The organism is Pseudomonas sp. PB101, assembly GCF_009764265.1.
Classification (GTDB): domain Bacteria; phylum Pseudomonadota; class Gammaproteobacteria; order Pseudomonadales; family Pseudomonadaceae; genus Aquipseudomonas.
In genome coordinates, this window is sequence record NZ_RWIR01000055.1 from 78,148 (window position 1) to 92,222 (window position 14,075).

General features: G+C 60.3%; 10 protein-coding genes. 7 read left to right on the plus strand and 3 right to left on the minus strand.

Going from position 1 to position 14,075, the window contains the following annotated elements; translation table 11 throughout:
* Positions 1-176: 176 nt before the first annotated feature.
* Complete coding sequence (gene pdxB / locus EI969_RS17125) at positions 177-1,319, plus strand: 4-phosphoerythronate dehydrogenase PdxB (protein WP_160388828.1); 1,143 nt, start codon at positions 177-179, stop codon at positions 1,317-1,319.
* 163 nt (positions 1,320-1,482) lie between these two features.
* On the opposite strand, the gene EI969_RS17130 is transcribed toward pdxB, so the two are convergent.
* The gene (locus tag EI969_RS17130; protein WP_007974065.1) at positions 1,483-1,662 is read right to left on the minus strand and encodes a PA1571 family protein; all 180 of its coding nucleotides are present in this window, start codon (positions 1,660-1,662) and stop codon (positions 1,483-1,485) included.
* A gap of 260 nt (positions 1,663-1,922) precedes the next feature.
* On the opposite strand from EI969_RS17130, the gene EI969_RS17135 reads away from it, so the two are divergent.
* Both EI969_RS17135 and EI969_RS17140 read left to right on the plus strand, forming a co-directional pair.
* The gene (locus EI969_RS17135) at positions 1,923-3,689 is read left to right on the plus strand and encodes an ABC transporter transmembrane domain-containing protein (RefSeq protein ID WP_160388829.1); all 1,767 of its coding nucleotides are present in this window, start codon (positions 1,923-1,925) and stop codon (positions 3,687-3,689) included.
* Between the two features lie 68 nt (positions 3,690-3,757).
* A complete protein-coding gene (locus EI969_RS17140) occupies positions 3,758-4,801 on the plus strand; it encodes a Fic family protein (RefSeq protein ID WP_160388830.1) in 1,044 nt (347 codons plus the stop codon).
* Between the two features lie 55 nt (positions 4,802-4,856).
* On the opposite strand, the gene EI969_RS17145 is transcribed toward EI969_RS17140, so the two are convergent.
* Complete coding sequence (locus EI969_RS17145; RefSeq protein ID WP_160388831.1) at positions 4,857-6,785, minus strand: transglycosylase SLT domain-containing protein; 1,929 nt, start codon at positions 6,783-6,785, stop codon at positions 4,857-4,859.
* A gap of 214 nt (positions 6,786-6,999) precedes the next feature.
* On the opposite strand from EI969_RS17145, the gene EI969_RS17150 reads away from it, so the two are divergent.
* Positions 7,000-8,919, plus strand: coding sequence for an ATP-binding cassette domain-containing protein (locus tag EI969_RS17150; protein ID WP_160388832.1), 1,920 nt, complete (start codon positions 7,000-7,002; stop codon positions 8,917-8,919).
* Positions 8,920-9,117: 198 nt separating this feature from the next.
* Here the strand turns inward: EI969_RS17150 and EI969_RS17155 are convergent, their stop codons facing one another.
* The gene (locus tag EI969_RS17155; protein WP_160388833.1) at positions 9,118-9,558 is read right to left on the minus strand and encodes a universal stress protein; all 441 of its coding nucleotides are present in this window, start codon (positions 9,556-9,558) and stop codon (positions 9,118-9,120) included.
* 104 nt (positions 9,559-9,662) lie between these two features.
* On the opposite strand from EI969_RS17155, the gene EI969_RS17160 reads away from it, so the two are divergent.
* The 3 genes from EI969_RS17160 to fadA all read left to right on the plus strand — a co-directional run bounded on the left by EI969_RS17160 (position 9,663) and on the right by fadA (position 14,066).
* On the plus strand, positions 9,663-10,100 hold the full coding sequence (locus tag EI969_RS17160; protein ID WP_160388834.1) for a hypothetical protein: 438 nt from the start codon (positions 9,663-9,665) through the stop codon (positions 10,098-10,100).
* A 613-nt stretch (positions 10,101-10,713) separates the two neighbouring features.
* The gene (gene fadB, locus EI969_RS17165; RefSeq protein ID WP_160388835.1) at positions 10,714-12,861 is read left to right on the plus strand and encodes a fatty acid oxidation complex subunit alpha FadB; all 2,148 of its coding nucleotides are present in this window, start codon (positions 10,714-10,716) and stop codon (positions 12,859-12,861) included.
* A gap of 29 nt (positions 12,862-12,890) precedes the next feature.
* A complete protein-coding gene (gene fadA, locus EI969_RS17170) occupies positions 12,891-14,066 on the plus strand; it encodes an acetyl-CoA C-acyltransferase FadA (RefSeq protein WP_160388836.1) in 1,176 nt (391 codons plus the stop codon).
* The last annotated feature ends 9 nt before the right edge of the window (positions 14,067-14,075 follow it).

Sequence of the window (14,075 nt, forward strand, 5' to 3'; positions counted from 1 at the left end):
AGGTGTTGAAGCACAGGCGCGCATTCTACGCGTTGACGCGCCAGTCAGGAAAAGACCCGTGTTGTGGATTTGTAATCAAAACAAGAACCCGATTTCTGTGGCGAGGGGCGCGTAATGCCTGCTGGCTCACAACGGCCATCTACGCCTAAACTGCCGATCCGCCAAAGGAGCCTGCCATGCTGATTGTTGCCGACGAAAATATCCCCCTGCTCGATGCGTTCTTCGCAGGCTTCGGTGAAATCCGCCGGGTGCCGGGACGCGCCATCGACCGTGCCATGGTCGAGCAGGCCGATGTGCTGTTGGTGCGTTCGGTGACCAACGTCAATCGCACGCTGCTCGAAGGCAGCAAGGTGCGCTTTGTCGGCACCTGCACCATCGGCACCGATCATCTGGACCTGGATTACTTTCAGCAGGCCGGCATCACCTGGTCCAGCGCACCGGGCTGCAATGCCCGCGGCGTGGTCGACTATGTGCTCGGCAGTCTGCTGACCCTGGCCGAAATCGAAGGTGTCGACCTGACCCGGCGTACCTACGGCGTGGTCGGTGCCGGCGAAGTGGGCGGACGGCTGGTCAAGGTCCTGCAAGGCCTGGGCTGGAAGGTGCTGGTGTGCGATCCACCTCGGCAAGCTGCGGAAGGCGGAGACTACGTCAGTCTCGAGCAGATCATCGACGAGTGCGATGCCATCAGCCTGCACACGCCATTGACCAAGCAGGGCCAGCAATCGACCTGGCATCTGTTCGATGACAAACGCCTGAACCAGCTGCGATCGGGTGCCTGGCTGATCAATGCCAGTCGCGGGCCGGTAGTCAACAACGCGGCACTGCGTGATGTGCTGCTGGAGCGCGAAGACCTGCAAGCGGTGCTCGACGTCTGGGAAGGCGAGCCTGAAGTCGACGTGGCGCTGGCCGAGCTGTGCGTGCTGGCAACGCCGCACATTGCCGGTTACAGCCTCGACGGCAAGCAGCGTGGCACCGCGCAGATCTATCAGGCGTATTGCGAGTTCCTCGGGCAACCGGCCCGCGTCAGCCTGAGCGATTTGCTGCCGGCACCGTGGCTGTCGCACGTGACCCTGAATGCGCAAAGCGACCCGGCCTGGGCATTGGCGATGCTGTGCCGTGGCGTGTATGACCCGCGTCGTGACGATGCGGATTTTCGGCGCAGCCTGGTCGGCAGTGTCAGCGAGCAGCGGGCGGCATTCGATGCGCTGCGCAAGAACTATCCATCGCGGCGGGAGATTGATGGGTTGCAGGTGCGGATCGAGGGGGATGCGCCGCAGTTGCAGAGGATTGTGGCGGCGTTGGGGGCGACACTGGTTTAAAGACCGCATTGGCCTTATCGCGGGCAAGCCCGCTCCCACAGGGATCACACTGAACCTGTGGGAGCGGGCTTGCCCGCGAAGGGCGCGCCTCAGTTCCGAATTGGAATAGCAGGCATAAAAAACCCGGCCAACAAAGGGCCGGGTCAAGAAGACGGTGGCTATATCACTCTTGTTCGGCAGGCTTGACCAATCGCTTTTCCAGTTCGCTGCAAGCTTTCTGGATCATCTCTTCAGTGATCGGTACTTCGCGACCCTGCTCGTCGATAATCGAGCAACCCAGAGACTGGTCTGGTTGCGTGCGGATCACTTGAATCTTGTCATCGCTGCTGTGTTGCAAGGACATGGCCTGTCTCCTCATCAGGTTGTGTGCTTACTGTAGAACCGCCAGGTGACCGGGCTATGACAACTCCCTGCGATCTTTCCGGGGGGACACATCCAGTCCAGCAGAAATGCCTTCGCGTGGCTACCCGAACTTTAGACCAATAGCGTCTAGCCTCTAGTGTTGGTGGACATAATTAACCTGACTCATTGTGATTTGCAGCGAGCCACCCCATTGAGCGGTATAGGCTGACCCTGATGACTGCCTTGTCCTGGAAAATTACGATGCTCTCTGCCCGTCACCGCCGTGCTGTTCGCCTGGCCATCCGTTTCATCGCGCCCTATCGTTGGCAGGCCTTTGGCGCCTTGCTGGCGCTGATCGTCACCGCGGGCATCACCTTGTCCATGGGGCAGGGCATCCGCCTGCTGGTGGACAAGGGGTTCATGACCCAGTCACCGCATCTGCTCAATCAGTCCATCGCGCTGTTCATGCTGCTGGTGGTGGGGCTGGCGATCGGGACGTTTGCACGGTTTTACCTGGTGTCATGGATCGGCGAGCGCTGCGTCGCCGATATCCGGCGTCAGGTGTTCAATCACCTGATTTACCTGCACCCCGGGTTTTATGAAGACAATCGCAGTTCCGAAATCCAGTCCCGCCTGACCGCCGACACCACGCTGCTGCAATCGGTCATCGGCTCTTCGCTGTCATTGTTCCTGCGCAATCTGTTGATGGTGATCGGCGGGATCGTCCTGTTGTTCATCACCAACCCCAAGCTCACCAGCATCGTGGTGGTGGCCTTGCCCCTGGTGATCGCGCCGATCCTGATCTTCGGGCGCCGGGTGCGTAACCTTTCACGCCTGAGTCAGGACCGGATTGCCGATATCGGCAGTTATGTCTCGGAAACCCTTGGCCAGATCAAGACCGTGCAGGCCTACAACCATCAGGCCCAGGACGAGCGCCGGTTTGCCGTGACGGTGGAGGAGGCGTTCAACACCGCGCGCAAGCGCATCTTCCAGCGGGCCTGGCTGATTACCCTGGTCATCGTGCTGGTATTGGGCGCGGTCGGGGTGATGCTCTGGGTCGGCGGCATGGACGTCATCGCCGGGCGAATTTCCGCCGGCGAGCTGGCGGCGTTCGTGTTCTACAGCCTGATCGTCGGCAGTGCGTTCGGTACCTTGAGCGAAGTGATTGGCGAATTGCAGCGGGCAGCCGGCGCGGCCGAACGGATTGCCGAGTTGCTGCGTTCGCAGAACATCATCCTGCCGCCGGTGGCGGGTGCGGTGGCATTGCCGGAGCGGGTCAACGGCCACCTGCAATTGCAAAATGTGCGTTTTTCCTACCCGTCGCGCCCGGAAAGTTATGCTGTCGACGGCTTGAGCCTGACCGTCAATGCCGGTGAGACCCTGGCGTTGGTCGGACCGTCAGGGGCCGGCAAGTCGACGGTGTATGACCTGCTGCTGCGTTTCTACGACCCGGCCGGGGGGCGCATCCTGCTCGATGGCGTGCCGTTGACCCAACTCGATCCGCTGGATCTGCGGCGCTGCTTCGCCCTGGTGTCGCAGACCCCGGCGCTGTTTTTCGGCAGCATTGAAGAAAACATCCGCTACGGCAATCCGCAGGCAACGTTGGCCGAAGTCCAGGAAGCGGCAAGGATCGCTTACGCCCATGACTTCATCGAAGCCATGCCCAACGGCTACCAGACGCATCTGGGCGATGGCGGTCTCGGCTTGTCCGGGGGGCAGCGCCAGCGCCTGGCCATCGCCCGCGCATTGCTGGTGGACGCCCCGATCCTGCTCCTCGACGAAGCCACCAGCGCCCTCGACGCCCAGAGCGAGCACCTGATCCAGCAGGCGCTGCCGAGCCTGATGAAAAACCGTACCACCCTGGTCATCGCCCATCGCCTGGCCACGGTGAAAAACGCCGACCGGATCGCCGTGATGGATCAAGGGAAGCTGGTGGCGGTGGGCACGCACCAGGAGCTGATCGCCAGCAATGCGTTGTATGCGCGGTTGGCGGCGTTGCAGTTCAGTGATGGGAATGAAGCGGCGTGAATGACTACTGATGAATGTTGCCCGGTTCGGGCATTATGTCGTCCTCTGTCATGAGCCCGGATGAGGATATGAGCCGTTATCAACCACCGTTGACCTTGACGACGAGAATGTTGTCGCTGATCGCCGATATCAGCGAACAGATCGGTCAGCTTACGGCAATGGACGATCGCCTGCAGACGCCTCAGTTACGTCGTGGCAATCGGATTCGAACGATTCAGGCTTCTTTGGCCATCGAAAACAATACGCTGAGCATCGAGCAAGTGACCGCCGTTCTGGCAGGGCAGCGTGTGCTGGGGTTGCCTCGGGAAATCCAGGAAGTTCGAAATGCGTTTGCTGCATACGAAGCCATGCCTGATTGGCAGCCGAGCAGCCGGACCGATGTGCTGCGAGCCCATGAACTGCTGATGGGCGGATTGATTGATGAATGCGGGCAGTTTCGTCGAGCCGGCGTGGGTATCTATCGTGGCGACAAGTTGATCCATATGGCGCCGCCGCCGAGTCGCGTTGTGCACTTGATTGATGACTTGTTGGCGTGGCTGGGTGCCTCGGACTGGCATCCGCTGATTACCAGCTGCGTCTTTCATTATGAATTCGAGTTCATCCATCCCTTCGCTGACGGTAACGGGCGTATGGGACGCCTTTGGCAAACCCTGATACTCAGTCAGTGGCGCCCGGTATTATCTTATTTGCCGGTTGAGGCCGTGATTCGGGATCAGCAGGAGGCGTACTACGCGGCATTGTCGGCGGCCGATCATTTGGCCGAATCAACGCCTTTCGTAGAGTTCATGTTGCAAGCCATGAGCCTTGCACTATCGGAGGCGGTACGGGGTGAGCCAGAAATCGACCCAGTAAGCGACCCAGTAAGCGACCCAGTAGGGAAGTTGCTTTCTGCACTGCATCTTAACGGTCCGCGAAAGATCAGCGAATTGATGGCTGACATCGGGTTGGTGCACAAGGCGACCTTTCGGGCCAACTATCTCAGGCCTGCATTAGCGGTCGAGTGGATAGAGATGACCCATCCCGAGTCGCCCAGTAGTCCGGCACAAAAGTATCGCCTGACCCAGCTTGGGAAACAGATCTTCGCACGGCTCAAATCGGCGAAGAAACACTGAGTAATAAAAAAGCCCGCATCTGTGATGCGGGCTTTTTTTTACGGGTCGATTTGGATCATTGATCGTCGAAAAACCGCTCATGCCAATCCACGATCGGCTGAGGCGAGTTGAGCTTCTGGCCGTAGATCACCGAGTACGACAAAACGTTCTGCACGTACTGGCGGGTTTCGTCGAACGGGATGCTTTCCACCCACACGTCGAAACTCAGGTGGTCGGCGCCGCGCAGCCATTGGCGGACGCGGCCGGGGCCGGCGTTGTAGGCGGCGGAGGCGAGGACGCGGTTGCCGTTGAACTGGCTGTGCACCTGGCTCAGGTAGGCGGCGCCCAGCTGGATGTTCTTGTCCGGGTCGAACAGTTGCTGTGGCGAGCTGTAGGGAATGCTGAACTTGCGCGCGGTTTCCTTGGCGGTGGCCGGCATCAGTTGCATCAGGCCCGAGGCGCCGACTCCGGAGCGGGCGTCGTCCATGAAGGCGCTTTCCTGGCGGGTGATGGCGAACGCCCAGCTTGGATGCAGGCCGCGATTTTTCGCTTCACGCACCAGCGTATTCTGGTGAGCCATCGGGAAGCGGATATCCAGGTCATCCCAATACTGCGCCTGACTGATGGTGCGGATCGCCGGGAAGTACCATTTCAGGTCGTAGGCCAGTTTGGCCTGGGCGACCATTTCGTCGCGGCTGAAGTGACGGCTGACGTAGTACCACTCGCGCCGACCATCGACGATTTGCCCGCGGGCGTGCAGTTCCAGGGCGCGGCGTACACCGGGCGTGTTGCGCACCTTGTTGATGGTGGCCTGGCTGAGCACCAGCGGCTTGTTGAGCAGCGAGTAAGGCGACTGCGAGCGATCGGCGGCGAGGAAACCATAGAAGTCGCGTTCGCGCGCCAGGTTTTTATACAGCGTCTGCACCTCCGGGTTTTGCGGTTGCGCCAGTTCCAGGCTGCGGGCCTGCCAGTAACGCCAGCGATTGGTGGTGGCCAGGTCCTGGGGCAGGCGGCGGGTCAACTGATAGGCATCGTCCCAGCGTGCCAGGCGCAGGAGCAGGCGCAGGCGCCATTCGGAAACCGTGTTGTCGCGCAACTCGGGATCGTACCTGGTCATGACATCCAGTGCGCGGCTGTCGAAACGTCGTGCGAGGGTCAGCCCGATTTCCCGGGCGATCGCCACTTTTTCATCCCGGGAGAAGTGCATGCTGCTGGCATACCCGTCGAGCAGGGCCATGGCCTTGTCCGGGTCCTGGCGAGCCAGGCGGCGCAGGCCGAGGCTGACCACGTCGGACATGGGTTCATCGGCCGGGGTGAAGCGTGACGGCTGGTTGAGCAGCTCCGGTTTCTGCGCGACGTCCACCAGCAGGCGACCACGAGGGGCCAGGGTGGACATGCCGTTGACCAGGCTGTTGGCCAACGGGTAGTTGCGCGCCTGGGCGGCGAGTTTGGCGCGCTCCCAGCGTCTTTGCTCGGTCAACTGGCCATCGGCGGCCCACATGCCGAACAGCGTGTCACAGGCCTCGGGCTGGGACTTGCCGGTCAGCCAGAGCTTTTCGGCGTTGGCGTTGCCTTCGGCCTTGAGGCCGTGGCTGAGCTGGTACTGCGCGTTCAGGCAGTCCAGTTCGGTGAAGTTCATTTTCGGGTCGTAGTACTTGACGAAGGTCGCCCAGTCGCCGCGATCAGCCAGCCAGCGCAACCAGCGCAGTTTCATCCAGTTGGCCTGGGGCAGGTCGCCGTGTTCGGCGAGGAACTTCTCGATTTCGGCGTTGCTCGCGGTTTTCAGGCGCGCGGTCAGCTCGTCGTACGCCAGGTACGGTTCCAGCGGATAATCGGCGAGGGCCTGGCTGTAGCGGAAATATGGGCCGGTATCACCCTTGGCCAGGGCGCGCTTGGCTTCATCGTAATACTGGCGTTGGGTGGACAGGTCCACCGCCTGGGCGGATTGAAACGCTGCGGCTGAAAGTAAAAAGCACGACAAAAGATTGAAAAGGCGACTGCGCATGAGACGTCCAGGCAGAGAAAACATGACAAGTGCGGGCCAGGGCCCGCACTGAATTGTCTGTAGCTTAGCCTTTTGCCAGCAGCCGGCGAAAGCTTTGCGGGTCTTACCGCATCAGTTCGCAACATTTGTCATTCAGAGTGCTACGAGAGTGAAATTGCCGGCCTTCTGAAGCCTCAAGTCAGGTAGAATGCGCGCCCGGTTTTTGGAGAAGCTCATGACCCTGCTCAAATTCAGCGATGTGTCCCTTGCTTTCGGCGCTATGCCGTTGTTGGACAAGGTGTCCTGGCAGATCGCCCGTGGTGAGCGGGTGTGCATCATCGGCCGCAACGGCACTGGCAAGTCCAGCATGATGAAGCTCGTCAAGGGCGACCAGAAGCCCGATGACGGCTCCGTTTGGCGCGCACCCGGGCTCAAGATCGGCGAATTGCCGCAAGAATTGCCGGTAGCCGACGAGCGGACCGTGTTCGACGTGGTGGCCGAGGGCCTGGACGGTGTGGGCGAATTGCTCGCGCAATACCACCACCTGAGTCAGAACTGCGTTACCGACGCCGATCTGGACAAGCTGATGCACGTCCAGCACGACCTCGAAGCCCGCGATGGCTGGCGTCTACAGCAATTGGTCGACAGCACCCTGAGCCGCCTGCAACTGCCGGCGGACAAGACCCTCGCCCAGTTGTCCGGCGGCTGGCGTCGTCGCGTCCTGCTGGCCCAGGCCCTGGTGTCCGAGCCGGACCTGCTGCTGCTCGACGAGCCGACCAACCACCTGGACATCGGTGCGATCGCCTGGCTTGAAGAAGCGCTGAAGGATTTCCAGGGCGCCGTGCTGTTCATCACGCACGACCGTTCTTTCCTGCAGAACCTGGCCACCCGCATCCTCGAACTGGATCGCGGCGGCCTGATCGACTGGAACGGCGACTACGCCAGTTTCCTCGTGCACAAGGAAGCCGAACTCGCTGCCGAAGCCACCGCAAACGCGCTGTTCGACAAGCGCCTGGCCCAGGAAGAAGTGTGGATTCGCCAGGGCATCAAGGCCCGTCGTACGCGTAACGAAGGGCGCGTACGTGCGTTGAAAGCCTTGCGTGTCGAGCGCAGCGAACGCCGCGAACGTACCGGCAAGGCGAATATCCAGCTGGACACCGCCGACAAGTCCGGCAAGCAAGTGATGGTGCTCGAGAACGTCAGCTTCGCTCACCCGGGCGGCCCGTTCCTGATCAAGGACTTCTCCATGGTGCTGCAGCGCGGCGACCGTATCGGCCTGCTCGGCGCCAACGGCACCGGCAAGACCACGCTGTTGAAGCTGATGCTCAGCGGCTTGCAGCCAACCAGCGGCAAAGTGGAAGAGGGCACCCGGATCGATGTTGCCTACTTCGACCAGTTGCGCCATCAACTGGACCTGGAAAAGACCGTGATCGACAACGTCGCCGAAGGTCGCGACTTCATCGACATCGACGGCCAGAGCCGCCACGTGCTGAGCTACCTCGGCGACTTCCTGTTCAGCCCGCAACGTGCCCGCACGCCGGTCAAGGCGCTGTCCGGTGGCGAGCGTGCCCGTCTGTTGCTGGCCAAGCTGTTCAGCAAGCCGGCGAACCTTCTGGTGCTCGACGAACCGACCAACGACCTCGACGTTGAAACCCTGGAATTGCTCGAAGAGGTCTTGCTGACCTTCAACGGCACCGTACTGATGGTCAGCCACGACCGGGCATTCCTCGACAACGTGGTCACCAGCACCCTGGTCTTCGAGGGTGAAGGCAAGGTTCGCGAGTACGTCGGTGGCTACCAGGACTGGCTGCGTCAGGGTGGCTCGCCGCGCCTGCTGGGCGTGACCGAGAGCAAGTCCGGCAAGGCCGACTTGAACTCCGCGGTGGTGAAGGCCGAGCCGGCACCGGTTGCGGCAGCTGTCGAAGCGCCTGTGGCGAAGAAAAAGCTCAGCTACAAGTTGCAGCGCGAGCTGGAAGCGTTGCCGGGGCAGATCGAAGCCATGGAGCAGCAGATCGCTGCTGTTGAAGCGCAGATGGCGGATGCGGGCTTCTATCAGCGTCCGGCGGCCGAAACGGCTGCGGTGATTGCTCAGCTGGAGCAGTTGCAGGCTGAACTCGACGTGATGGTCGAGCGTTGGGCCGAGCTGGATGCCTGATTGATCCGGCAATAAAAAAGCCCGGCGCTCAGTGATGAGCGCCGGGCTTTTCGTATGCAATGCGATTTGCTGTTTGAAATGGATTCCCTGTAGGAGCGAGCTTGCTCGCGATGGACCTGGAAGCCCCGCGGGGTGTCAGGTTGGTAGCGTCATCGTTGACGACCATCGCCAGCAAGCCGGCTCCTACAGGGGGTGGCTTCAGTTTTTGCTTTGCAGGCGCACCGCCAGCACATCGCAAGGCGCGCCATGCAGTACATCGTTGGCGGTGGAGCCCAGCAGGAGTGCCAGGCCGTGCCGGCCATGGCTGCCCACCACGATCAGGTCGCATTGTTGCTCCTTGGCGAAATGGTGGATTTCCTGGCGTGGCTGGCCGTAGGTCAGGTGGCAGTTGGCGCCTTCGAGTTCGGCGTACTTGTGCTTGAGGCGCTCCAGGCGCTCCTTGGCCTGATCGAACTGCTGTTGTTGCAGTTGTGACAGGTCCATCGGCACGTCGCCGCCAAAGGCCATCGCCATCGGCTCGACAATGTGCACCAGTGACAGTTTCGCGCCGTTGCTCACCGACAGCTCGCGAGCGCGGTGGATCACAGGGTCGCACTCTTCGGTCAGATCTACAGCGACCAGAATATGGTTGTAGGGCATGAGGTGCTCCTCCTGAGGATTGCAATATTGGTAAGTATGGCTGGTTTCAAGCGCATTGGTTCCAAAGTGACACAATGGGCTCATCAAGAATCGGGAGTACAGATATGACGGTCTGGATAGTGGTGTCAATCCTGCTGGTGGTACTCAGCCCTCTGGCATGGTTGCGCCCGTCACGTGCCCAGAGCGGACGAATTGCCCTGCGGATGGAGGCTCGGCGCATTGGCCTGGCCATGCAACTGGCGCCCCAGGAGTGGCCGCACTGGCTGAGCCAGGAGCCGCCGAGCCCGTGCGCCCAGTACCATCGTCCGCGGCGTGGCAATCAGCCGGCGTGCTGGAGCTACTGGCAAAAATCACCGGGCGTCTGGGTGAATCAGTGGCAGGAAACCTGCGAGGATCCGGGCCTGCTCAATCATTTCGAAAAATTGCCAGGCAATGTCTACAAAGTCGAGGCCGACAAGCAAATGATCGCCTTGTACTGGGGCGAGAAGGGCGAGGCCGAGGTGTTGCAACACATCGATGCCACCCTCAAGGCGCTCGCCTGAAACCCCACCCTCTGTAGGAGCGAGCCTGCTCGCGAAAAACCTGAGGGCTCCGCGGGGTGCCAGGCTAACAGCGTCATCGTTGACGTTCATCGCGAGCAGGCTCGCTCCTACAGGTTTTCATGCAGGCAATAAAAAGCCCGACAACATCATCGGGCGGGATGGCCAGGCAGGCCGGTAAAACAATGTGGGCTTGATCTTACGCCGGGCGTTCGCCCAAGCGTTCAACTTTTTCCCTAGATTTCGCCAGCGTAGCTCGTTAAACACGGGCTGCAGCGATTTAGGGCGACATTTCTAATAATTGATTCTATGAATGACCTCGCATGTTTCGGCGTGTTGAAGGTCTTCGCAGTACGGATATGACCGGAAAGTCGCGTTTCAACCCGTGTTTCAGGCGATTGACAATTGTCGGAAATTCCGTGAAGGTGACGTACCCGAATCAAACGGGCGTATGAATTGAGCGTTTGTATTTCAGACCGCTCCTACAGAATCCCGACTATCGCGTTGGCGGGTGTGCCGGGGGAATGGGCGTAGCATTGACGATCAACGTCCCTGCCAAGCCATTCGCCTGCGTCCGACGTGTACTGTTCAGCTTCCATATCGTGGAGATCAGTTGATGATTTACGAAGGTAAAGCCATCACGGTTAAGGCTCTTGAAAGTGGCATCGTCGAACTGAAGTTCGACCTCAAGGGTGAGTCCGTCAACAAGTTCAACCGTCTAACCCTGAACGAACTGCGTCAGGCCGTAGACACCATCAAGGCAGATGCTTCGATCAAGGGCGTGATCGTCAGCAGTGGCAAGGACGTGTTCATCGTCGGCGCCGACATCACCGAATTTGTCGACAACTTCAAGCTGCCGGATGCAGAACTTGTTGCTGGCAACCTCGAAGCCAACAAGATTTTCAGCGATTTCGAAGACCTCAACGTCCCGACTGTAGCTGCGATCAACGGCATCGCATTGGGTGGCGGCTTCGAAATGTGCCTGGCCGCAGACTTCCGCGTCATGTCGGCCACTGCCAAAATCGGCCTGCCAGAAGTCAAACTGGGCATCTACCCAGGTTTTGGCGGCACCGTACGCCTGCCGCGCCTGATCGGGGCCGACAACGCCATCGAGTGGATCGCCGCCGGTAAGGAAAACCGTGCTGAAGACGCGCTGAAAGTCGGTGCCGTCGACGCCGTGGTTGCCCCGGAGAAACTGGCCGAAGCTGCACTGAACCTGATCAAGGGCGCCATCAGCGGCGAATTTGACTACAAGGCCAAGCGTCAGCCGAAGCTGGAAAAACTCAAGCTCAACGCCATCGAACAAATGATGTCGTTCGAAACCGCCAAGGGTTTCGTGGCTGGCCAGGCCGGCCCGAACTACCCGGCGCCGGTCGAAGCGATCAAGACCATCCAGAAAGCCGCGAACTTCGGTCGTGACAAGGCGCTGGAAATCGAAGCCGCCGGTTTCGTCAAGCTGGCCAAGACCTCTGCCGCGCAGAGCTTGATCGGCTTGTTCCTGAACGATCAGGAGCTGAAGAAAAAGGCCAAGGCCTACGACGAAATCGCCAAGGACGTGAAGCAGGCTGCCGTATTGGGCGCCGGCATCATGGGGGGCGGTATCGCCTATCAGTCGGCTTCCAAAGGCACGCCGATCCTGATGAAGGACATCAACGAGCACGGCATCGAGCAGGGTCTGGCCGAAGCCGCCAAACTGCTGGTTGGCCGCGTTGATAAAGGCCGCATGACCGCCGCGAAAATGGCTGAAGTGCTCAATGGCATTCGTCCAACCCTGTCGTACGGTGATTTCGGTCACGTGGACCTGGTGGTCGAAGCGGTTGTCGAGAACCCGAAGGTCAAGCAAGCGGTACTGGCTGAAGTCGAAGACAAGGTCAAGGAAGACACCATCCTGGCGTCCAACACCTCGACCATTTCCATTACCTTGCTGGCCAAGGCCCTCAAGCGTCCGGAAAACTTCGTCGGCATGCACTTCTTCAACCCGGTGCACATGATGCCGCTGGTGGAAGTGATCCGTGGCGAGAAGTCCAGCGAGCTGGCCGTTGCCACCACCGTTGCCTACGCCAAGAAAATGGGCAAGAACCCGATCGTCGTCAACGACTGCCCGGGCTTCCTGGTCAACCGCGTGCTGTTCCCGTACTTCGGCGGTTTCGCCAAGCTGGTCAGCGCCGGTGTGGACTTCGTCCGTATCGACAAGGTCATGGAAAAATTCGGCTGGCCGATGGGCCCGGCCTACCTGATGGACGTGGTCGGCATCGACACCGGCCACCACGGTCGTGACGTGATGGCTGAAGGCTTCCCGGATCGCATGAAGGATGACCGTCGCTCGGCCATCGACGTGCTTTACGAAGCCAAGCGCCTGGGCCAGAAGAACGGCAAGGGCTTCTACGCCTACGAGGCCGACAAGAAAGGCAAGCAGAAGAAAGTCGCCGATCCGTCGGTGCTGGAAGTGCTCAAGCCGATCGTTTACGAGCAGCGCGAAGTCACTGACGAAGACATCATCAACTGGATGATGATCCCGCTGTGCCTGGAAACCGTGCGTTGCCTGGAAGACGGCATCGTTGAAACCGCTGCCGAAGCCGACATGGGTCTGGTCTACGGTATCGGTTTCCCTCCATTCCGTGGCGGTGCGCTGCGCTACATCGACTCGATCGGTGTGGCAGAGTTCGTTGCCCTGGCTGACCAGTACGCTGATTTGGGCGCGCTGTACCACCCGACCGCGAAGCTGCGCGAAATGGCCAAGAACGGCCAGAGCTTCTTCGGTTAAGCGCCCCCAACTAGAGTGAGAGTGAACTTATGAGCTTGAATCCTAGAGACGTCGTGATTGTCGACTTCGGTCGTACTCCGATGGGCCGCTCCAAGGGCGGCATGCACCGCAACACCCGCGCCGAAGACATGTCGGCGCACCTGATCAGCAAACTGCTGGAACGCAACGTCAAGGTCGATCCTGCCGAAGTCGAGGACGTGATCTGGGGCTGCGTCAACCAGACCCTGGAGCAGGGCTGGAACATCGCGCGCATGGCGTCGCTGATGACCCAGATCCCGCACACCTCGGCCGGCCAGACCGTCAGCCGTCTGTGTGGCTCGTCCATGAGCGCCCTGCACACTGCTGCGCAAGCGATCATGACCGGTAACGGTGACGTATTCGTCGTTGGCGGCGTCGAGCATATGGGCCACGTGAGCATGATGCACGGTGTCGATCCGAACCCGCACATGTCGCTGTATGCGGCGAAAGCCTCCGGCATGATGGGCCTGACCGCGGAAATGCTGGGCAAGATGCACGGCATCACTCGCGAGCAACAGGACGCTTTCGGCGTGCGCTCCCACCAACTCGCCCACAAGGCGACCGTGGAAGGCAAGTTCAAAGACGAAATCATCCCGATGCAGGGCTACGACGAGAACGGTTTCCTGAAAACCTTCGACTACGACGAAACCATTCGTCCGGAAACCACCCTGGAAAGCCTGGCGGCCCTCAAGCCGGCATTCAATCCAAAGGGCGGCACCGTGACAGCGGGTACTTCGTCGCAGATCACCGATGGTGCTTCGTGCATGATCGTGATGTCGGCGCAGCGTGCACAGGACCTGGGTATCCAGCCTTTGGCGGTGATCCGTTCGATGGCAGTGGCAGGTGTGGATCCGGCAATCATGGGCTATGGTCCAGTACCGGCCACACAGAAAGCACTGAAGCGCGCGGGTCTGAGCATCTCCGACATCGACTTCTTCGAGCTCAACGAAGCTTTCGCCGCACAGGCCCTGCCAGTGCTGAAAGATCTGAAAGTGCTCGACAAGATGAACGAGAAGGTTAACCTGCACGGCGGCGCGATCGCCCTGGGTCACCCGTTCGGTTGCTCCGGTGCGCGTATCTCCGGCACTTTGCTCAACGTGATGAAGCAAAATGGCGGCAACCTCGGGGTAGCCACCATGTGCATTGGTCTCGGCCAAGGCATCTCCACCGTCTTCGAACGCGTTTAAGCGACTCGT

Excerpts from the sequence above, each read along its gene's own strand:
- pdxB (WP_160388828.1), top strand. The coding sequence starts at position 177 with ATGCTGATTGTTGCCGACGAAAATATCCCCCTGCTCGATGCGTTCTTC.
- EI969_RS17130 (WP_007974065.1), bottom strand. The coding sequence starts at position 1,662 with ATGTCCTTGCAACACAGCAGCGATGACAAGATTCAAGTGATCCGCACG.
- EI969_RS17135 (WP_160388829.1), top strand. The coding sequence starts at position 1,923 with ATGCTCTCTGCCCGTCACCGCCGTGCTGTTCGCCTGGCCATCCGTTTC.
- EI969_RS17140 (WP_160388830.1), top strand. The coding sequence starts at position 3,758 with ATGAGCCGTTATCAACCACCGTTGACCTTGACGACGAGAATGTTGTCG.
- EI969_RS17145 (WP_160388831.1), bottom strand. The coding sequence starts at position 6,785 with ATGCGCAGTCGCCTTTTCAATCTTTTGTCGTGCTTTTTACTTTCAGCC.
- EI969_RS17150 (WP_160388832.1), top strand. The coding sequence starts at position 7,000 with ATGACCCTGCTCAAATTCAGCGATGTGTCCCTTGCTTTCGGCGCTATG.
- EI969_RS17155 (WP_160388833.1), bottom strand. The coding sequence starts at position 9,558 with ATGCCCTACAACCATATTCTGGTCGCTGTAGATCTGACCGAAGAGTGC.
- EI969_RS17160 (WP_160388834.1), top strand. The coding sequence starts at position 9,663 with ATGACGGTCTGGATAGTGGTGTCAATCCTGCTGGTGGTACTCAGCCCT.
- fadB (WP_160388835.1), top strand. The coding sequence starts at position 10,714 with ATGATTTACGAAGGTAAAGCCATCACGGTTAAGGCTCTTGAAAGTGGC.
- fadA (WP_160388836.1), top strand. The coding sequence starts at position 12,891 with ATGAGCTTGAATCCTAGAGACGTCGTGATTGTCGACTTCGGTCGTACT.